The organism is Longimicrobium sp. (assembly GCF_036399255.1).
In the GTDB taxonomy this organism is placed as follows: domain Bacteria; phylum Gemmatimonadota; class Gemmatimonadetes; order Longimicrobiales; family Longimicrobiaceae; genus Longimicrobium.
Genome location: NZ_DASWNM010000051.1, coordinates 1 through 20104, shown reverse-complemented (window position 1 = coordinate 20104; position 20104 = coordinate 1). Strand labels below are relative to the sequence as shown.

The following is a 20104-nucleotide window of genomic DNA, read 5'->3' as shown; positions in this document are numbered from 1 at the left end:
AATGAGCACCAAGTACGAAGTGATCATCTACTGGAACACTGCGGACAACGCGTTCATTGCGGAGGTCCCGGAACTGCCCGGATGCATGACCCATGGCGATACGCGCGAAGAAGCGCTCGCGATGGCTGAGGATGCAATCCGGGGCTGGATCGCGACTGCCCAGGAATTCGGTGATCCGATCCTGGAGCCGAAGGGCCGCAAGCTGATGTACGCCTGACGTCACGGCGCCCCGAGTCGATTCACTTGAGTAGAGCCGAGCGGTAGCCTTTTTTGCGCAGCGGGCAGCATCGAACTGGATCGAGAAGCTGACGGTCGCTGGATTGCTGAAATGCCCGCGATTGCTGGCGCGCTCGCCTATGGCGCATCGCCGGAGCAGGCAATCAGCGCGGTGCGGCGCCTTGCGACGGACGTGATCGAGGATCGGAGAATGCATCGGGAGCCCGTGCCGTACAGCGAGTCGGGCGCGGGTGCCTTGACGATGATCGTGGGCGGACACGCTGCCGCTGTCGTGCCCGGCCAGATCGAGGGCATGCTGGTCGGCTGTGTGGACGCGCTGCCGGGGGCGCATACGCAGGCTGGATCGCTGGATGAGCTGTACCTGAACTTGAGCGAAGCCATCACGCTGGTGACGGGGAATCACCCCGCCCCAGGGAACTTGCCGGAGGAACGGTTATCAGCACGCGAGAACTGATCGAGCTGGCGGAGCCCAGGGAGAAGGCGGTCCTGGTGGGCGCGCCGCTGAAGTCGCAGCCGGCGGAGGTGACCGAAGAGCACCTCCAGGAGCTGGAGCGCCTGGCCGACACGGCGGGGGTGGACGTGCTGGACTCGTTCGTCCAGCGCCTGGACCACCCGCACCACAAGTTCTTCATCGGCGAGGGAAAGGCCGAGGAGCTGCGGGACTTCGTGGCGGCGGAAGGCGCCACGCTCATCCTGTTCGACGACGAGCTGTCGCCGGCGCAGGGGCGCAACCTGGAGCGCATCGTGGGCACGCGCATCATGGACCGCGCGGAGCTCATCCTGGACATCTTCGCTACGCGGGCGCGCACCAGCGAGGCCCGCGCGCAGGTGGAGCTGGCGCAGCTGCAGTACATGCGGCCGCGCCTGACCCGCATGTGGAGCCACCTTTCGCGCAGCCGCAGCGGCCCCGGCATGCGCGGCCCCGGCGAAACGCAGCTGGAGACGGACCGCCGGCTCATCGACCACCGCATCACGCGGCTCAAGGGCGAGCTGGAGCACATCGCCCGGCAGCGGCAGACGCAGCGCAAGGGGCGCGAGGGGCAGCTGCGTGCCTCGCTGGTGGGCTACACCAACGCGGGGAAGTCGTCCATCCTGCGCAAGATGTCGGGGACGGAGGTGTTCGTGGAGGACCGGCTGTTCGCCACGCTGGACCCCACCACGCGCGCCATCGAGGTGGGCGAGGGCGCCGAGATCCTGCTGACGGATACGGTAGGGTTCATCCGCAAGCTGCCGCACCACCTGGTGGCCTCGTTCCGCGCCACGCTCGAGGAGGCGGCCGAGGCCGACCTGCTGCTGCACGTGATCGACGCCTCCCACGCCGTGTGGGAGGAGCAGATGGAGGTGGTGCGCGAGGTGCTGGGCGAGCTGGGGATGGGCGAGCGGCCCACGGTGCTGGTGTTCAACAAGACGGACCGGCTGACGCACGAGGAGGAGCAGGCGCTGCGCGAGCGCGACTTCGGGCAGCCGTCCATCTTCGTCTCGACGGTGGAGGAGGGGGCGCTGGAGCCGCTGCGCGAGCTTCTGCACCGCGAGATGGACCGCATTCGCCCGGACGTGCACCTGACGCTCTCGTCGTCGCAGGGCGGGCTGCTGGCGGAGATCTACCGCGAGGGCGAGGTGCTGCACCGCGAGGACCACGGCGCCGAGATCCACCTGCGCGCCCGCCTGCCCAAGGCTGCCCTGGGCCGCCTGCGCAGCCGCGGCGTGAAGGTGTACGGCGGCGGGTGACGGTGCAGGCTGATCTGCTCAGCCGCATCACGATCGAGCCCGGCAAGCGCAGCGGGCAGCCCTGCATCCGCGGCATTCGAATGACGGTGAAGGACGTGCTGGAGTACATGGCGGGTGGGATGTCGGAAGCCGAGATCCTGGAGGATTTCCCGGATCTGGAGCCGGAGGACATCCGCGCCTGCCTTGCGTTTGCGGTGGAATGCCTGCCGCAGCCGCAGCCTGTAGCCGGGTACGTGCCGCCGGTTCCCAGGAGCGAATGAATTCGCCGCTGGGAATGCGCAAAGTCCGCCTGCGCGGACTCGGCGGCCCGGCGGCATGCGGCGTCTCACGCACCTGCGCGTCCGCAACCGGGTGCTCAGGCGCGAGCCGAATCTCGCGCGGCCCGCAGGTGACGGACGATCCGCGGCCGCTCACGGGGTACGAGCAGTCGGAAAGTAGATTCCTCAGTCGGCGCCAGGGTATTGGGTCAGGACGGTTCCGTGCGGCGCCTCCTTCGGAATGACAGGCGGGCGCGCGCGGCGGCTTTCATCACACAGGGTCGGCGCAGCCGGTGTGCGTCGGAACGACATCGGACACGCTTGAACGCAGCATCGGATCATCGCGGCGAGCCGGTCGCGCGCCACCTGTGGATCGTGGGGGCGGGGCGGATGGGGCTCGCGCTGGGGCTGCGGCTGCACCGCGCGCACGCGGTGGGGCGGATGACGCTGACGGGGCGGCGGCTCATCGCGCCCGAGCATCCGCTGTACGCGGGCCATCCTCCGGGCGCGGAGTACCGGCGGAGCATCGAGGACGCGCCGGCGGACCCGGACGCCATCGTGATCGCGGTGCCGGACGGCGCCATCGCCGAGGTGGCGGGGCGGCTGGCGGCGATCGACCTTCCCCCGTCCATCCCCATCCTGCACACCAGCGGAAGCCGGTCCATCGACATCCTGCGGCCGCTGGCGCAGCGGGGGCACCCGACGGGCTCGGCGCACCCGCTGGCGGCGATCGCGGACCCGGTGGACGGGGCGGAGCGGCTGGCAGGGGCGACGTGGGGGGTGGAGGGCGACGGCGCGGCGGGGGCGCTGGCCGAGCGCATCATCCACGCGTGCGGCGGGCGGGTGCTGCGCATTGCGCCGGGCAAGAAGCCGGCGTACCACGCGGCGGCGGTGTTCGCCAGCAACTACGCGGTCACGCTGCTTTCCGTGGCCGAGCGGCTGATGGAGCAGGCGGGCGTGCACGCCGAGGAGGCGCGCCCCGCGCTCTCGGCCCTGGCGGCGGGGGCGGTGGAGAACCTGGGCGCGCGGGGGCCGGCGGCGGCGCTCACGGGGCCCATCGTGCGCGGCGACGTGGAGACGGTGGCGCTGCACCTTGCGCGGTTGTCGGCGGACGAGCGGGCGCTATATTGCCTGCTGGGCCGCGAAGCCCTGCGGCTGGCGCGGACGGCGGGGCTGGACGCCGCGGCGGCCGACCGGATCGGCGCACTGCTGGGGGAGGGGAGTTGAGGCTCTACGTCAACATCGACCACGTCGCCACGGTGCGCCAAGCGCGCGGCACCGACGAGCCGGACCCGGTACGCGCCGCGGTGCTGGCCGAGCTGGGGGGCGCCGACGGCATCACCGTTCACCTGCGCGAAGACCGCCGCCACATCCAGGACCGCGACGTGCGCCTGCTGATGGAGACGGCGCGCACGGTCGTGAACCTGGAGCTGGCAGCGGCGTCGGACGTGCTGGCGCTGGCGGAAGGGTGGCGGCCGCACCAGGCCACGCTGGTCCCCGAGCGGCGCGAGGAGGTGACCACGGAGGGCGGGCTTACCTTCAGCGACGCCACGCGCGCGGGGCTGGGCGACGCCGTCCGCCGGCTGAAGGACGCGGGGATCCGCACCTCGCTGTTCATCGACCCCGACCCCGAGAGCGTGCGCGCCTCGCTGGAGCTGGGCGCCGACGCCATCGAGCTGCACACGGGCGAGTACGCCAACACGCGCGGCGCGGAGCGCACGGAGCAGCTGGGCCGCCTGCACCGCGCGGCGGCGCTGGGGCGCTCGCTGGGGCTGGGCGTGCACGCGGGGCACGGGCTTACCTACGAGAACGTGGCGCCGCTGGCCCGCGTGGAAGAGATCGAGGAGCTGAACATCGGCCACTCCATCGTCAGCCGCGCCGTCTTTACGGGCCTGGAGCGCGCGGTGCGCGACATGGCCGACCTCATCCGCCGCGCCCGCCGCTGACCCCCACCCGACCGCATCCCATGTCGCAACCGCTCAGCGAATACTTCGCGCTGGAAGCCGGCGAGTTCCTGGACCAGATGGACGCGCTGCTGGCCGGCGGCGACCGGCCGGACCCGGTGCGCTTCTTTCGCCTGGCGCGCGGCGTACGGGGGAGCGCGCAGCTGGCGGGCGCGGAGGCGGTGGCGCGGGTGGCGGAGCGGCTGGAGGACGGGGCGCGCGCCATTCGCGACGGGGCGCTGCAGTGGACGCCGGAGGTGCGCGAGCGCGCCCGGCGCACGGCCGAGGACCTGCGCGCCCTGGTGCAGCGGCACGGCAGCTGGGCCGCGGCCGAGGACGAGCGCGCCGACCGCGCGGCGGAGCGCTGGGCCGACGTGCAGGGCGGCCGGCGCGGCGGCGCGGCGGGCGGCGGCGACGCGCTGTTCGACTTCGTGCGGCGCGAGATCGCGGGGGTGGTGGCCGAGATGGACCGCGCCATCGCGGAGCTGCGCGGGGCGCCGGACGGGCGCGAGCCGCTGCGCGTGGTGCTGCGGCGGATGCGGCCGGTGCGCGGGGTGGCGGGGATGGAGGCGCTGGCCCCCGTGCTGGAGGTGCTGGAGGGGATCGAGGACGCGTCGCACGAGCTGCTGGGCCGCACCTCGGACGTGACCGGCGCGGAGCTGGAGCTGCTGGCCGCCGGCGCCGCGGCGCTGCGCGCGTCCGCCTCCGCGCTGGAGGGCGGGCACGCGCCGGGGGAGTCGGCGGAGCTGACGGCGTTCCGCGACCTGCGCGACCGGGTGGAAGAGGCGTCCGCCGCGGGCGAGGACGCGGAGGTGATCCCCATCACGCGGCTGTTCGCGGACGGCGGCGGGGTGCACCTGGTGTCGTCGCCGATGGCGCCGGTGCCGTCGGAGTCCGGCGAGGGGATGACGCCGGAGGTGGAGGCGTTCCTGCGCATGGAGGGGACGGGGTTCCTGGACCGCGCCGAGGGGCTGCTGGCGGGCCAGCCGGCGCGCCCGCGGCGCTTTGGGCGCACGGCGCGCGAGGTGGCGGAGCTGGCGGCCAGCGTGCGCGAGCTGGCGGGGACGTACGGCGTGGCGGCGCTGGCCACGGCGGCGGAGCTGGCGGCCAACCGCCTGCGGTCCGCGACGTCGCCCGAGGAGGCGCGCGACGCGCTGCGGGACCTGCGCTACGCGCTGCCCGGCGCCCCGCAGCCGCCGGCGGTGGCCGCGCCCGCGGCGCCTTCCGTGGCGGAAACGGTGGAGCAGGTGGAATCGAGCCCGTCCGCCGGGGAAACGCCGCGCGCGGACGAGGAGGGCGTGGTGCCCGTGGAGGCGCTGTTCTACGCCCCGGACGACGCGCTGCGCGAGGCGCTGGCCCTGCGCGCCCGCATCGCGCCGCTGGCCGGCGGGCGCGGGACGCCGCTGGGCGACGCGCTGGACGAGCTGTTCGGCCTGGTGGAGCTGGGGCTGGCCGGGCGCGCCTGACCCTTTCTGGATCGACATCACCCTTCTCGCGATGAAGTCATCATCCCTGAAGGCGGTCGTCGGGATCGCGGCGACCGTCTTCTTTCTTTGGCTGGCGCTCAGGGAAGTGCACTGGAGCGAGGTCGCCGCGCAGCTGCGCCAGGCCAACTGGTGGCTGCTGGGTGCGGCCACGCTCGTCTCCACGCTGGGGATGCACGTCCGTGCGCTCCGCTGGAAGCCGCTGCTGCAGCCGGTTGCGCCGGACGTCCCGTTTGCCCCGCGCATCGCGGCGGTGTGCATCGGGTTCGGGGCGAACAACGTGTTCCCCGCGCGCCTGGGCGAGTTCGCGCGGGCGTGGGTGCTGGCGCGGCAGGCCCGCATTCCCGTCACGGGCGCGTTCGGCTCGCTGGTGGTGGAGCGCGCGCTGGACGGCATCGTGCTGGTGGTCTTTCTGCTGGGGAGCATGGCGCTGCCGGGGTTTCCCGACCTGGCGCCCGGGAGCGAGGTGCAGGCGGGCGTGGACTGGATGATCCGCATCGTGGCGGTGCTGCTGGCGGGGGCGCTGGTGCTGGTGTTTTTTCCCGGGCGCACGGCCATCGCGGAGCGCATCGCCAACGCGGTGCTCCCCGGGGCCGTCCGCCGCCCCCTGCTGGACGCGCTGCACGCCTTCATCGCCGGGCTGCACGTGCTGCGCAGCCCGCGCCTGCTGGCGATCTCCGTGGCGTGGGCGGTGGCGCAGTGGGCGTTCCTGGCGACGTCGTTCCTGCTGGCGTTTCACGCGTTCGGGATCACGGAGCCGGGATTCCTGGGCGCCGTCTTCCTGCAGTCGCTGATCGCCATGGCGGTGGCCATTCCGGCGGGGCCGGGCTTCTTTGGCGTGTTCGAGGCGGCGAGCGTGCTGGGGCTGGCCCTGTGGGGCGTACCCAACGCGCGCGCGGTGTCGTTCGCCATCGGCTTTCACATCGCGGGGTGGCTGACGGTGACGGGGCTGGGCGCCTGGTACGCGGCGCGGCTCAACATCCGCCTGCGCGACCTGGGGCAGACCGACAAGCGGGTGGAGCAGGCGGTGGAATCCGATCCCGCCACCGCCGATGCGCGCCCTGCCTGACGCGGCGGAGGTCCCGGCACCGGCCAAGACGAACCTCTTCCTGCGCATCCTGGCGCGCGAGGAGGGCGGCTACCACGCGCTGGAGACGCTGTTCTGCGCGCTGTCGCTGGCGGACACGGTGGCCGTCCGCCGCGGCGCGCCGGGCGTGCGGCTGCACGAGGCGGGCGGGGTGGACACGGGGCCGCCGGAGCGCAATCTCTGCGTCCGCGCCGCTTCGAGGTTCTACGCCGTGCTGGGCGAGGCGCCGGCGGTCGACATCCACCTCACCAAGCACATTCCCTCCGCGGCGGGGCTGGGCGGCGGATCGTCCGACTGCGCGGCGGCGCTGCGGGCGCTGAACGCGCTGCACGACGAGCCGTTGGACCGTGCGGCGCTGCTGCAGATGGCGATCGAGCTGGGCAGCGACGTGCCGTTCTTTCTCTGCGGCTCGTCTCTCGCGCTGGCATGGGGGCGCGGCGAGCGGCTGCTGGCGCTCCCGGCTCTCCCCCCGCGCCCCGTCCTCGTCGCGCACCCCGGCGTCGCGATGCCTACGGCGGATGCGTTCCGGCGCATCGCGGAGCGGCGGGGCGGGGGATACGTACCTCAGGCGCGGTCGATTCCGGCGGATGCGCTCCGCGGCTGGGAGTCCGTCGCCGCGCTGGCGGAGAACGACTTCGAGGACGTGGTGATGGAGGAGATCCCCATCCTCCGCGACGCGCTGGAGGCGATGCGCGGGGCGGGCGCGACGGTGGCGCGGATGGCGGGGAGCGGGTCCAGCGTGTTCGGCGTGTTCGCGGACGACCCCGCGCGGGACGCGGCGGCGGAGCGCGTGCGGGCGCTGGGGATGCGCTGCTGGGACGCGCGGACGCTGGACGAGGAGCCGGCGGTGCGGGTGGGGTAAGGCGCTCCGCCTCGGAGATCGATCACCGTCGGCAGAGCATCGTGTGGTCTCTGCGTGATATCGTCTCGGGCGGAGAAGCCGGATTGGGCGTGTCGTCGGTCGGGGGTCCGTTGCGGGCGGGTGAAAGCGGGGATGGGTGCGTCGCCGGCCGGGCTCGATCCCGGGCGGATGAACCCGCGGCTGGAAAAGCGAAAAGCCCCGCAAACTGCGCGGGGCTGTGAGAGGGTGTTGCTAAACCCCGCCCTGCGATTGACTTCCTGAGGGAGGCGCCGCTACGCAACCTGCGGGTACGATGGACTTTGGCGCCGACCGAAGGATCTCGCTGGCAGAACCGAGGGGTCGGCTGCCGCGCCCGGAGGAGGACGGTCCTTCGCGAAGGCGGACGAGATCCTTCGGTCGCGCGCAGGCGTCTGTGTGGCTTCTGGTTACGCGTGGTGCGCTCCCTCAGGAAGTCATCGCCTCTTCGTGAGTTTGGGGTTTAGCAACACCCTCTGAGGCCGCGGGCGGAGTCGGTTTGCCGCGGCGTGCGAGGAAAGCGACACGCCGCCGTACATCACTGGCTCGACATCCATCAATCCGCCGTGCGAATCCTCGCGATCTCGGGAAGTCTCCGCGCCTCGTCGTCCAACACCATCCTGCTCATGGCCGCGGCCGAACTGGCGCCGGACGGGGTGGAGGTGACGCTGTACGATGGATTGGGCGATCTTCCGCACTTCAATCCGGACCTCGACAAGGCGCTGGACGATCCCGATCTCCCTACGGCGGTGCGGGACCTCAGGATGCGGGTGGCGGGCGCGGATGCGATCCTGATCTCCAGCCCGGAGTACGCGCACGGGGTTCCCGGCTCGCTGAAGAACGCGCTGGACTGGCTGGTGGGCGGGAGCGAGATCCCGGGAAAGCCGATCGCCCTGCTGAATGCGTCGCCGCGCTCCACGCACGCGCAGGCATCGCTTGCCGAGACGCTGCGGACGATGTCCGCCGACCTGGTGCCCGGCTCGCCGTTCGACGCACCGCTGGACCGCACGGCTGAGGGCGCGCCGACCGCGGGACCCGAGGCTGTCGGCGCGATCCGGGCCGCGTTCGCGGCGCTCGCCCGGTCCGCCAACGCGGGTGAAGGCGGTGCGGGTTGACCCAAACCCGCTGTCTGCATAGCTTTTTGGGGCGCGCGGAGGTCTGGTTCCGGCCGGCCTCCGCGCGGCATTGCCCCCTGGTGTAAGGGCAGCACAGCAGTCTTTGGAACTGTTAGTGGAGGTTCGAATCCTCCGGGGGCAACTACGCCGCAAGTCTCTTATCCACAGAGACTTGCGGCGTTTTTGCCGTGATCGTAAGTGTACAGAATGTACTCTTGATGGCGTGATATGTGCGCGATGGGCGGCTCTGGAGCCCGCTTCCGCCGCACATCCGCACGCATGGCCACGCCCGACTTTCGCCCGATGCTCGCGACGCTCGCCCGGACTCCGCCAAAGGGCGGGGACTGGGTGTTCGAGCCCAAGTACGACGGCATCCGCGCCATCGCCATCGTCACCGGGGGCGCGGTGGTGCTGCTGACGCGCAACGGCAACGACAAGGCGGCGCAGTTTCCGGAGCTCGTCGCCGCGCTGGGCGAGCTGCGCGCGGCGGTGGACGCGGACCTGGTGCTGGACGGCGAGATCGTGGCGCTGCGCGAGGGCGAGATCGTGCGCTTCGAGGCGCTGCAGGGGCGCATGCACATCGAAAAGCGCGGCGCCATCGCCCGGCTGGCGCGCGAGCAGCCGGCGGCGTACGTGGCGTACGACCTGCTGCTGACCGGCCGCGACGCGCTGGTGGGCGATCCGCTTTCCCGCCGCCGCGCGGCGCTGGAGAAGCTGCTGCGCGGCCGCCAGACGGAGCGCATCCGCCTGGGCGAGCGGGCGGATGACGCGGCGGCGCTGATGGAGCGCGCGCGGCGCGGCGGCTGGGAGGGGATCATCGCCAAGCGCGCCGAGTCCGCCTACGAGCCGGGCGCGCGGTCGCGGCACTGGCTCAAGATCAAGCTGACCCCGCAGGAGGAGTTCGTCATCGGGGGATGGACGGACCCCACGAACGCCGCGCGCCGGCTGGGCGCCATTCTGCTGGGCGAGTACGACGCCGAGGGGCGGCTGCGGTACGTGGGCCACACGGGCAAAGGCTTCAGCGACCGCACCCTGCGCACGCTGCACGAGGCGCTGCTGGCGCTGGAGCGCGCGGACAGCCCGTTCGATCCCGTCCCGCACCTGGTGCAGGGGCACCACTGGGCCCAGCCGCGGCTGGTGGCCGAGATCCGCTACGCCGAGCGCACCTCCGCGGGCAAGCTGCGCGACTCCACCTACCTGGGCCTGCGCGACGACAAGTCCGCCACGGAGCTTCGCGCATCCGCCTCCGCGTCGGCGGCGGAGGTCGCGGGCGCCGCGCGGCTGGAAGAGGCGCTGCGGGAGATGGAGGACGCGGGCGGCGCGGGGACGGTGGAGGTGGACGGGGTGCCGCTGCAGGTGGCGGGGCTGGAGCGGTCGATGTACCCGGGAGCGCCGTTCACCCGCGGCGACCTGCTGCGCTATTACGTGCGGATGGCGCCGTACGTGCTGCCCGCCATGCGCGACCGGCCGCTGGCGGTGGCGTACTTTCCCGGGTTTCCGGGAAAGCGGCCCGTCTACCGCCAGAGCGCCCCCGCCGACACGCCGCCGGGCATCCGCGTGGAGACGGTGCGGGTGGGGAGCGCGCAAAAGCGGATGCTGGTGGGCGGCGACCTGCCGACGCTGCTGTTCACCATCGCCCGCGGCGCCATCTCGCACGATCCCTGGCACGTGCGCGTGCAGCACCCGGACACGCAGGACTACGTGGTCCTGGACCTGGACCCCATGCCGGGCGCGGACTTCGCCCGCGTGGTGGAGGTGGCGATGGCCGCGCGCGAGGTGGTGGACGCGGCGGGGCTGCGGGCGCGGCTCAAGACCTCCGGGCGCGCGGGGCTGCACGTGTACGTAACGATGCCCGCCGGCACGCCCGTCGCCACGGCGGGAAAGGCGGTGGAGCAGCTGGCGCGCGAGGTGGCGCGGCGGGCAAAGGGGAGCGCGACGATCGAGCGGAGCGCGTCGGCGCGGCCGCGCGGCAGCGTGTACGTGGACCACCTGATGTCGCGGCGCGGCGCGAACGTGGCCGGCGCCTACGCGGCGCGCAACACGCCGCACGGCACCGTGTCGGCCCCGCTGGCGTGGACGGAGCTGTCCGAGGGGCTGGATCCGCGCCGGTTCACGCTGGAGTCGATGCCCGCGCGCGTCGCCGAGGTGGGCGACCTGTGGGCGTGATGCGGGCTCCCTGAAAAGCGGGGGTACAGAGGGACAGACAAAAGCCAGAGGAGCAGAGGAAGATCGGTCTCCTCTGCTCCTCTGGCTGTTCTCTGCCCCTCTGTACCCCCCCCTTTCTTGTGCTACGGCCGTGGATCAGGTGCCCAGCCAGTAGGTGGCCTTGATCACGAACACGTTGTCGGGGCGCGAGTCGAAGATGGCGCCGGTGTCGCGGCCCAGCTGGAAGTCGCCGAAGGGCTCGTCGCCGCTGCGCTGCTGCTGCCAGACGAAGAACAGCGTGCTCCCCGGACGGTACTCCCACCGCAGCACCGCGTTGCCCCGCAGCGAGCGCACGTTGAAGCTGTTGTTGAAGAAGCGGAAGTTCTGGTCGCTGGCCGGGTCGCCGTCCGTGTCCAGCCGGTAGCGCACCGGCCGCCCGTCCGCCGCCGTCTCGACCACCGCCAGCTCCCCGGGGGTGAACGCGCGCGTGTCGGCCGAGCGCGGGCGCACGAACTCCTTGTAGTCGCGGTAGTCGCCCGTGGCCACGAACGGCTGGGCGAACAGCTCCAGCGACAGCGTGGGGCTGAAGGTCCAGTTGACGCGCGTGTCCAGCGAAAGCACGTGCTGCTCGAGTTCGGCGAACACCACGCGCCGGCCAAAGAAGCCGGTGGCCGTGGGATCGTCGAAGGCCGCCACGTACTGCGTCTCGTTGACCCCGTAGTTGTACGAGGGGCCAAAGCTGAGCTGCACGTTGGTGGTGGGCTTGTAGCGCACGCTGGCGCCGCCCTCGAAGAAGCGCTCGCCGATTGAGGTGCCGCCAAAGCCGGGCTCGAACGAGAACACCAGCTTCTTGCGCGAGTCGGTGCTGAACCGCGGCCCCACGAACCAGCTGGCCGGGCGCCGCACCGTGGCGCCGCCGCGCGTGGTGCGGTCGGCGTACACCTCGGGGCGCACGTGCGCGTAGACCGCCGCCTGCCAGTAGTTGTGGAACGTGGCCTGGGTGAACTGGTGAAACTGCAGGTCGTTGCGGTCGCCGTCGAAGTTCACCTGCTGCTGCCCGCCCGCGGAAAGCCACAGGTCGCGGTACCAGCGTCCCGGCCGGGTGAACTGACGCACCAGGTTGGCGTTCATCCACACGTAGTCGGCGGTGCTCAGGAACGCCATGTCGTTCACCTCGAACCCCGGGCTGCGGTAGTTCACCTGCGTTTCCCACATCCACGGCCCGCTATCCTTGCTGAGCCGGGCGTATCCGCCAAAGCCGCGCAGCCAGGTGGCGCCGCCGTCAAATTCGTTGCTGAACAGCCCGTTGCCCCCCGCCTCGCGGTCCGGCCGCTGAAAGTAGCGGGCGCTGCTGCGCTGCAGGCGGCGGATGGCCAGCGAGTCGCCCGAGACGTTGCTGAGCGCCACGTTCCCCATCAGCCGGTACGTCTGGTTCTTCCAGGTGAGCGACCAGTCGGCGCCCACCGCCTCGGCGTGCTCGGGGATCTGGCCGCGGAGCGCGCCGTCGTCGTCGCCGAAGCCGCGGAAGACGGAGGTGGCGATGAGGCCCCAGGTGCGGCTGCCCCCGCCGGTGGTGCGCTTTACGCGGCCCATCAGGTAGTTGGTGAACGGCTCCACCGTCACCTCCTGGCCCGTGCCGTCCAGGTTGCGCACGCGCCCCGTCTCGCGCGCCGTTACCGCCTCGACCGCGCCGATCTGCCAGCCGCCGCTGGTGCGGCCGGTGAGCTTGGCGGCGGCCAGCAGGCGCGTGTTGGCGGGCCGGTCGCTGAAGTCGTAGCCGTCGGGCAGCCCGCCCTGCGGCGACCGGCCGATGCGGCGCGAGTAGAACAGCGACATGCTGCTGGCGTTGCTGCAGTTGAAGCAGCTGAACCCGCCAAAGCTCAGCAGCCCGCTCCCTTCCACGAAAAAGGGGCGCTTTTCGTCGAAAAAGCTCTCGAACTGGCTCAGGTTGACCACCGCCGGGTCCTGCTCCACCTGCCCGAAGTCGGGGTTGATGGTGGCGCTGAGCGTAAGGTTGCTTCCCAGCAGCGCGCGGACGTCGGCGCCGATGCGGGTGTCGTAGTCGCGCTCGTTCTGAAAGGGGCTTCCCGCCTGCGTGGGGGTGACGTAGCTGGCGCGCGCCAGGGCGTAGGGCATGATCTCGAGCCCCCGCGGCCGCCGCTCGATGCGCATCCCGGACAGGTGGCCAAAGCGGGGCGGGCCGCCCGGCTCTTCCTTCCCCCAGAACGACCACATCGACATCTCGTTGAGCCGCTGCACGTAGCGCCACACCTGCACGCCCCACGTCTGGTCCACCGCGCTGCTGAAGCGCAGCTGGCTCCAGGGAATGCGCATCTCCGCCGTCCATCCCAGCGAATCCACCCCGGTCTCCACCTCCCACACCGGGTCCCACGACGGGTCGGCGTTGGGGGAGGCCTGGCCGGCGTCGTACTTCACCCCGGACGGGTTCACCTGCAGGACGGTGCGGCCGGCGTGGTCGTGGTAGGTGTCGAAGACCAGCTGGATCCAGTCGCTCTCCACCTCGGCGTCGCGGCGGGTGAGCTGGCGGCTTACGCCGGCGGCGCCCAGCGAGTCGTACATGCGGGCGCCCACGTACAGCGCGCCGTCGTCGTAGGCAAAGCGCACCTCGGTGCGCGAGGCGGGCTCGCCCTCGCGCGGGTCCTGCTGGCGAAAGCCGGTGGCCGGGGCCGGCGTGGCCCACACCGCCTCGTCCAGCCGCCCGTCCAGCACGACGCCGGTGGCGCGGTGCGCGGACACCGCCGGCCCCTCGTTAGGATGGGCGCCGTCCTGGGCGGCGGCGGGCGCGGCGGCGAGCACCGCCGCGGCAAGCAGCGAATATCGGGAAGCACGCATGTGGAAAACGCGGTAGAAGGCGGGACGGGACCGTACGACGCTCTGATGCCCGGGCGCGCCGAAAGGTTTGCATGGGGCGCGATGCGGATTTCGCCAGCCGCGCCGGGCCTTCCTACGCGCCCCGGTGCCTGTCCAGTTTCCGCCAGATAACGGTGCGCGGAGAATGCTTCGTCGTCGGTCCAGGATTCGGAAACGAGGTTCTTCGCCGATTCGTCGCGGGGGCGGCGGATCATGGGCCGGCGGGGGGTGAGCACCCGATCCATCGCCGCGGCACGGTACCCGGTCGAGGCAAAGCATACGGGTCGGCGGAGGGGTGGAACGTGGCAGGGGGCCATCCGCGTTTTTCGAGGGAGGCACCCATGCCGCCGGAGCGCCCGGGAGCCAGCCGTCACCGATACCCGCCGCGCGATCCCGTGGACTCCCGGACGCACGGAAGGTGGAGCGGCGTCCCGGTCCAGCGGACGCACCGGCGCTCCCTTCCGGCTCGACGGCGGGGGCAGGCTCTTGAAAAAGACGCGCGGCAGGTGGAGGCGCCCGCCGGCCGCGGCGCGTACACGGCGGGAACGGTGTCTATGGAAGAGTCCGCGATACTCACCGTTGCGGGAGCTTGCGACGGCACGACGGCAGGCCGTGCCGCGCGGCGGACCCGCGGCGTTGCCCGCAGCCACATCTGCGATCAATCGAAAAAAATCGGCCGCACGCAGTCGCAGGGACGCAGAAACGCGGAGAGAGGAAGGGCCGTCCCTTCCTCTCTCCGCGTTTCCGCGCCTCTGCGTGAGGCGTCTGGCGTCAGCCGCCGAACGGCGTCGTGGGCTCGGGCTGCGGGTCCTGGCGCGGCTGCCGCACGCGGGGCGGCCGGCCGAAGGTGTACTGCACGCCCAGGTGAATGGCGCGCGAGGTGAAGGTGCGCTCGGTGAGCTGGATGACGTTGTCGTCGCCCGCGCGAATGCGGAAGCGCTGCGTGTTGAACGGGTCCGACAGGCGCAGGGTCACCGTCATGCGGTCGCCGCGCATCTTCTGGCGCACGGACAGGTTGGCGAACCCGAAGGCGTCGAAGCGGCCGCCCTCGACGTTCATGGGCGCGCGGTAGAAGTACGCCGCCGTGACCGCCGTGCGGGGCGTGAGGTTGAAGGTGCCGTTGACCCGTCCCGACCAAGTGACCGCGTCGGACGAGAGGCTGGCCTCACCCGATCCGCCCTCGGTGACCATCTTGAAGACGTTGAGCGCCGCCAGGCCGCTGAACCGCGAGCCCAGCCGCAGCGTGCCGTTCAGGTCGGCGCCCCACGAGCTTCCCGTCGCCAGGTTCCTGAAGCTGATGGAGGTGACCTCGCGCCCCGCCACCACGTCGTCGGTGTTGACGATGAAGCGGATGACGTCGGTGGTGCGGCGGTAGAAGGGCGACAGCTGCAGCGAGCCCAGCTGCCCCGAGTGCTGCACCCCCAGCTCGATGGCGTCCGTGTACTCCGGGTTCAGCCGGGGGTTGCCCAGGAATACGTTCTGCAGGTCGAAGAACGCCGGGAACGGGTTCAGCTCCTGGCTTCCCGGGCGGCGGATGCGGCGCGAGTAGCTGAGCTTGACCTGGGTCCGGTCGCTCAGGCTGTAGCTGGCCAGGCCGCTGGGAAAGAAGCTGGTGTAGTCGTACGGAAAGCTCCCGGCGCTGTCGGCCAGCGAGAACTCGCGGGTGGCGTACTCGGCCCGCAGCCCCGCCTGCAGCTCAAGCGCGCCGGTGCCGTGGCTCACCACGCCGTACACGGCGTTCACCGTCTCGTCGAACTCCAGGGCGTTGCTCAGGGGGTCGCTCACCCACACGCCGGAGCCCGACACGTCGCGCAGCACGGTGAAGTCGCGGTCCAGCCAGCGGGCGTTGCCCCGGTACCCCGTCTCCAGCTTGGTGCGCTCGGCCAGGGTGCGGGTGTAGTCGGCCTGCGCGGTGAGCTGGTACGTGCGCGCGTCGGTGCGGTTGTCCTCCGCGTCGGTCAGGGCGCCGCCCTCGCCGGCCTGGCGCCAGAGCAGGTTGCGGTCGTCCTCGTCGCTGGCGTTCACGCGCACCTCGGCCGTGAGCTCGTGGCGCTGCGGCTCCAGCGTGCGCTTCCAGGCCAGGGTATAGTCGCCCATCCAGTTGTCGGTCCGCGAGTCCTGCACGCGGTCGTAGGCGTCCAGCAGCAGCCGGGTGCCGTCCAGCTCGGTGTACGCGCTCAGCGACTCGTCCGTCTCGCCGCGCAGGTTCAGCAGCAGCGCGTTGCTCAGCACGTCGCGCTCGCCCAGCCGGTAGTCCAGCGTGGCGTTCAGGTTGTGGCCGCTGTTGCCGTTGCTGCCGCTGATGTCCTGCTCGGTGATGGACGTGGGCGCCCGCTGCGCGCCCAGGCGGGTGCGGTCGTTGATGCCGCTCTGGCTGCGGTCGTCGGTGGTGAAGCCGTAGCTGAAGAACATCGTGGCGGGGCCCTGCTGGTACCCCAGGTTGCCGGACGCCGTGTAGCGGTCGGCGGTGGAGGCGACCAGCGTGAGCCCGCCGCTCAGCCCCAGGTCGACGTTCTGCTTGAGGATGATGTTGATGATGCCGGCCATTCCCTCGGGGTCGTGCCGCGCCGACGGGTTGGGGATGACCTCGACCCGGTCCAGCGTGTTGGCGGGAAGCTGCCGCAGGTACCCCGCCAGCTGCTCGCCGCGGATGGGCGAGGGGCGGCCGTTGATCTGCACCACCACGTTCTCGTTGCCGCGCAGGCTCACCTTGCCGTCCGCGTCCACCTGCACCGAGGGCACCGCCTCGAGCACCTCGCTGGCGGTGGTGGCGGCGGGGGCCACGTCGCGGGTGGAGTAGGCGTTGCGGTCGGGGGCGATGGAGATGGCGGGGCGCTCCGCCTCGACGCCGATGGCGTCGAGCACCAGCGCGCGCCGCGTCAGCCCCACGCTGCCGGCGTTGGCCCGCGGCGACGCGGCGGCCACGGTGAGCGGGGCCGTGCGCTGGGGGCCGTACCCCATCATGCTCACCCGCAGGTAGTACGTCCCGGGGCGCAGCCCCTGGATGCGGAAGGAGCCGTCCGGCCGGGCGATGGCGCCCGCGACCAGGGCGGAATCCGCCGTGCTCCACACCTCTACGCTGGCCGCGCCCACGGGTGCGCTGCTTTCCGCGTCCACCACGGTGCCGCGGATCTCGCCGGGGCCGGCGGCGGGCGGCTGGGCCGGCTGCTGGCCGGGCGGTCTCTGGCCGGGGGCCTGGGCCAGCGCGGGCGCGGCGCTCAGCAGGGTAAGGGCGGTGGCAACGACAAGGCGCTTCATGGAAGGAACTCCGGGGGGAAGGGGACCGTCGATCGTCTGGGGTCCGTGGCGCGCCGCGGTCTTTTTGCGGCAGCGGGGTGGTTCCAGGGACAGGGGGCGCTACGCAGCGTTCGCGGGGCAGGTTTCAGCGTCCGGATCCCGGCGGCACGGCCCTGGTGCCGTGTCCGGGCTTCGATTTCCGGTTCACGCCACTGCGTAAGCCGGACGGATCGGCCGAGCCGTTGAAACCGCTGCGCCGGATGCGAACGAGGTGACGCACGGGCGCTCTCTTCGCGACCCCGCGTCTGGAGTGGAACTGCTTTGTCTCACATCGAATTCCTGATGGAGCCGCGCGGACAGGGTCCGCCGTTCCGCGCGTCCGTTCGATGTGATCCCAGGTCCGGCGAAGGAGTCGGGGCAGGGAGGGAGCAGAGGAAAACAGAGAGGAACAGAGGCCCCGGCGAGGGTCGCCTCTGTTCCTCAAATGTTTCCATCCCGCTCTGTACCCGCGGATCGTAAATTGGTTCACACCAGATGGATCCGGGTTTTCAAAAGCGTTGCGGGACCGGCGGCTTCAGGGGGATGTGAAAGCGGCAGCGCGGGGGATTTCCCTTGTCGCACTGCGCGGTGACGGGAAGGCCCACGCTCTCGGAGAGCAGCGACTGGCCCAGCCGGCACACCTGGGAATGCGTCGGGGCCCAGCCGCCCGCCCAGGAGGCGGCGCTGGAGCGCTACGCGTGGGACGAGCTGGACGCGCTGGTCCCCGTGCCGGCGGCGGCCCATGCCTGATAATGAGAGGGTGTTCAAGAATTCGACGCTGCACATCCAGGCAGATCTACCAGCGCTGTCATTCCGAGGCCCGGCCACGCCGTAGCCTGCTTTCACACCAGAGGTTGCAGGGCCGAGGAATCTACTGTCGGATTGCTGGAGGGCAGACGCGGTAGCCGTGCCTGCTTCGCGGCTACGACACGGGCGGACAGGGCCAGTGCCGGAGCGGTGCGACGGGGCACCAGCAGCAGACAGTAGATTTCTCAGTCGGCGCACAGGATTTCGTGCGAGCCGATGGTGCGGTGTGGCGCCTCCTTCGAAATGACAGACGGGCGCGAGCGCAGGGGATTCTTAAACCCACTCTGAGAGGGGTGTTGCCCAACCCTCCCGGCGTGATTGACTTCCTGAGGGAAGCGCCGCTCCACAACTCGCTTGTACACTGCACCCTGGCGCCGACCGAAGGACCTCGCCAGCAGAACGACGGAGCTGGTCCCGTGCCCTGATCTGGCCCCTGCGCCACCGGGACGAGGTCCTTCGGTCGCGCGCAGGCGGTTGTCTGGCATCGGGTTACGCGTGGTGCGCTCCCTCAGGAAGTCATCACTTCGTCGTGAGTTTGGGGGGTGGCAACACCCTCTCAGGAAGTCACCGCTTCGTCATGGATGTGAGGTTTAGCAACACCCTCTTAGGCGGCGCTCCCGCGCGAGGCGTTGTTGCGGATGGTGGCGCGGCGCTGATGCGGAACGGCTTCACGGGAGATGGCAGCGCTGCTCGGGCGGCGTCCTCGACCCGGATTCCCATCATCCGAGTCGCCTTCCCCCACGGGCCTACCCGCTCATCTCACCGGGCTTTGCGGAGCATCCACCGGCTGTGTCCGCACCTCATCACCCGTTCACCCGTTCACCCGTTCACCCGTTCACCCGCTCACGCGCTCACCCGCTCACCCGCTCGGCTCAGACAGACTCTGCAGCCGTCTTGAGACGGGTCTTTCGCGGCCTGGATCCGCCGGCCGGCTCACGTGCCGGCCTCAGCTCCAGCCCCAGCTGGCGTTCGGTGCGGCGAAAGCCGAGGGATTCGTAGATGCGGCCGGCGTGGTAGTGCTCGTCGGCCAGCATCACCAGCCGCTCCGCGCCCAGCACGGCCCGTGCGTGCCGGGCGCCGTGCCAGACCAGCGTCCCGCAGATTCCGCGTCGGCGAAAGTCGGGATGCGTTTCCACCGCCTGGAAGCGCGCGACCGGTCCGTCCGCGAACACGCCCAGGTCCGCCACCAGCCGCCCGTCCAGGTACGCCCCCAGCCACGCGCCGAGGCCCGCCTCCGCCATCCGTCGATAATCCTCCATCTGCCGCGCTTTGAACGCGCGGTACGCGGGGAGCGGGAACTCGGCCGCGTGGCAGGCCACCTGGTTTTCCAGCGCCTGCATCCACTCGGCGTCCGTCGCCAGGGACCGGATCCGCACCTCCGCGTTTGGGTGCGGCGGAGGCGACACGGCGTCGGCGGTGAGCACCACGTTCCCGTTCAGGATGAAGCCCTCGGCCAGGAACGGCTCCAGCACCCCCGGCTCCCCCTCCGGCGAATCCCAGCCGAACGCCATGTGCGGCGCCGGCTGGTGCGACGCGATCTCCGCGTGGAACCGCTGCGTCCACTCGCGCAGCGCGCCGTCCCCCGGCGGGTCGCGGAAGAGCAGGTAGTTGCCCCAGTACCAGCCGGGATTCGAGGGCGTGCGGATGACGAGGCAGTCGCCGCGATCCACGATCATTCCCTGAAAGCGGGAAAAGATCAGGTCCGTGCGATACCCCAGCGAGCGGATCTGCATCAGCGGTGGCCGGTGTCGGGGAGGGCGGGTGTCAGGATGGGCTTCCGCGTGGGTGGATGGCGCTCAAGATCGCGCATCAGGTGGTCGTGGCGGCCTGTCCCGGTGCGACGCGGAGAGCGTCGGGCGATCCGCATCACTCCCCACAAAAAACGCGGATGGCCCCCTGCCGCATTCCAACTCCTTCCCGTTCCCGGCAGCCCACGCCGGCTCGTGCCTCGTCGGCCGGAGCGCCATGCCCCCGCCCACCACGGATCAGCGTTTCGCACCATGAGCACGGAGGAAACGGCACGAGAGAACTCCGTTGACTCCGTGTGAGTTCCCCACCTGCCGCGCAGACCCTCCCTCACGGACCCTGGGCCAGCAGTAGCGGCATCCACCCCGCCGTCGCCGCTGTCCCCTGTAACCTGTCCCCTATTCCCTATTCCCTATTCCCTATTCCCTAACCCGGCGTAGCCGGAACCAAAAGGACGAACGGCGAATGTGGGCGTGTCCCTCCGCTGCGCTCCGGGTCGGGCTGCGCGCGCCGTAGGCAACGATACAACTG

15 protein-coding genes and 1 tRNA gene are annotated in these 20104 nt (G+C 71.3%); 13 read left to right on the top strand and 3 right to left on the bottom strand.

Features of this window, described 5'->3' with window-relative positions; translation table 11 throughout:
* Window position 1 precedes the first annotated feature (1 nt).
* From VGC13_RS08835 to ligD, 12 genes are all read left to right on the top strand, one after another.
* On the top strand, window positions 2-217 hold the full coding sequence (locus VGC13_RS08835) for a type II toxin-antitoxin system HicB family antitoxin (RefSeq protein WP_331124873.1): 216 nt from the start codon (window positions 2-4) through the stop codon (window positions 215-217).
* Window positions 218-328: 111 nt separating this feature from the next.
* Window positions 329-691, top strand: coding sequence for a hypothetical protein (locus VGC13_RS08830; protein ID WP_331124872.1), 363 nt, complete (start codon window positions 329-331; stop codon window positions 689-691).
* Between the two features lie 35 nt (window positions 692-726).
* Window positions 727-1965, top strand: a complete 1239-nt coding sequence (hflX, locus tag VGC13_RS08825; protein WP_331124871.1) for a GTPase HflX — start codon at window positions 727-729, stop codon at window positions 1963-1965.
* A gap of 14 nt (window positions 1966-1979) precedes the next feature.
* Window positions 1980-2225, top strand: coding sequence for a DUF433 domain-containing protein (locus VGC13_RS08820; protein ID WP_414682984.1), 246 nt, complete (start codon window positions 1980-1982; stop codon window positions 2223-2225).
* Between the two features lie 318 nt (window positions 2226-2543).
* Window positions 2544-3449, top strand: a complete 906-nt coding sequence (locus VGC13_RS08815; protein WP_331124869.1) for a Rossmann-like and DUF2520 domain-containing protein — start codon at window positions 2544-2546, stop codon at window positions 3447-3449.
* On the top strand, window positions 3446-4168 hold the full coding sequence (locus VGC13_RS08810; RefSeq protein WP_331124868.1) for a pyridoxine 5'-phosphate synthase: 723 nt from the start codon (window positions 3446-3448) through the stop codon (window positions 4166-4168). The genes VGC13_RS08815 and VGC13_RS08810 overlap by 4 nt, the downstream gene beginning before the upstream one ends.
* A 20-nt stretch (window positions 4169-4188) precedes the next feature.
* Window positions 4189-5631, top strand: a complete 1443-nt coding sequence (locus tag VGC13_RS08805) for an Hpt domain-containing protein (protein WP_331124867.1) — start codon at window positions 4189-4191, stop codon at window positions 5629-5631.
* Window positions 5632-5662: 31 nt separating this feature from the next.
* Window positions 5663-6718 carry a lysylphosphatidylglycerol synthase transmembrane domain-containing protein gene (locus tag VGC13_RS08800; RefSeq protein ID WP_331124866.1) on the top strand — a complete coding sequence of 352 codons (1056 nt, stop codon included), beginning with the start codon at window positions 5663-5665 and terminating at the stop codon, window positions 6716-6718.
* A complete protein-coding gene (gene ispE, locus VGC13_RS08795) occupies window positions 6702-7598 on the top strand; it encodes a 4-(cytidine 5'-diphospho)-2-C-methyl-D-erythritol kinase (protein ID WP_331124865.1) in 897 nt (298 codons plus the stop codon). Before VGC13_RS08800 ends, ispE begins: the two co-directional genes overlap by 17 nt.
* Before the next feature lie 581 nt (window positions 7599-8179).
* On the top strand, window positions 8180-8728 hold the full coding sequence (locus VGC13_RS08790; protein WP_331124864.1) for an NADPH-dependent FMN reductase: 549 nt from the start codon (window positions 8180-8182) through the stop codon (window positions 8726-8728).
* Between the two features lie 71 nt (window positions 8729-8799).
* A tRNA-Gln gene (locus VGC13_RS08785) sits at window positions 8800-8870 on the top strand.
* Between the two features lie 137 nt (window positions 8871-9007).
* Window positions 9008-10894 carry a DNA ligase D gene (gene ligD / locus VGC13_RS08780; protein WP_331124863.1) on the top strand — a complete coding sequence of 629 codons (1887 nt, stop codon included), beginning with the start codon at window positions 9008-9010 and terminating at the stop codon, window positions 10892-10894.
* 135 nt (window positions 10895-11029) lie between these two features.
* Here ligD and VGC13_RS08775 read toward each other — a convergent pair whose 3' ends face one another.
* Window positions 11030-13726 carry a DUF5916 domain-containing protein gene (locus VGC13_RS08775; protein ID WP_331124862.1) on the bottom strand — a complete coding sequence of 899 codons (2697 nt, stop codon included), beginning with the start codon at window positions 13724-13726 and terminating at the stop codon, window positions 11030-11032.
* Between the two features lie 789 nt (window positions 13727-14515).
* Window positions 14516-17002: a TonB-dependent receptor domain-containing protein gene (locus tag VGC13_RS08770; RefSeq protein ID WP_331124861.1), complete on the bottom strand. Its 2487-nt coding sequence runs from the start codon at window positions 17000-17002 to the stop codon at window positions 14516-14518.
* 606 nt (window positions 17003-17608) lie between these two features.
* Between VGC13_RS08770 and VGC13_RS08765 the strand changes: the two genes are divergently transcribed.
* A complete protein-coding gene (locus VGC13_RS08765; protein WP_331124860.1) occupies window positions 17609-17770 on the top strand; it encodes a hypothetical protein in 162 nt (53 codons plus the stop codon).
* Between the two features lie 929 nt (window positions 17771-18699).
* Here the strand turns inward: VGC13_RS08765 and VGC13_RS08760 are convergent.
* Window positions 18700-19560, bottom strand: a complete 861-nt coding sequence (locus VGC13_RS08760) for a GNAT family N-acetyltransferase (RefSeq protein WP_331124859.1) — start codon at window positions 19558-19560, stop codon at window positions 18700-18702.
* Window positions 19561-20104 lie beyond the last annotated feature (544 nt).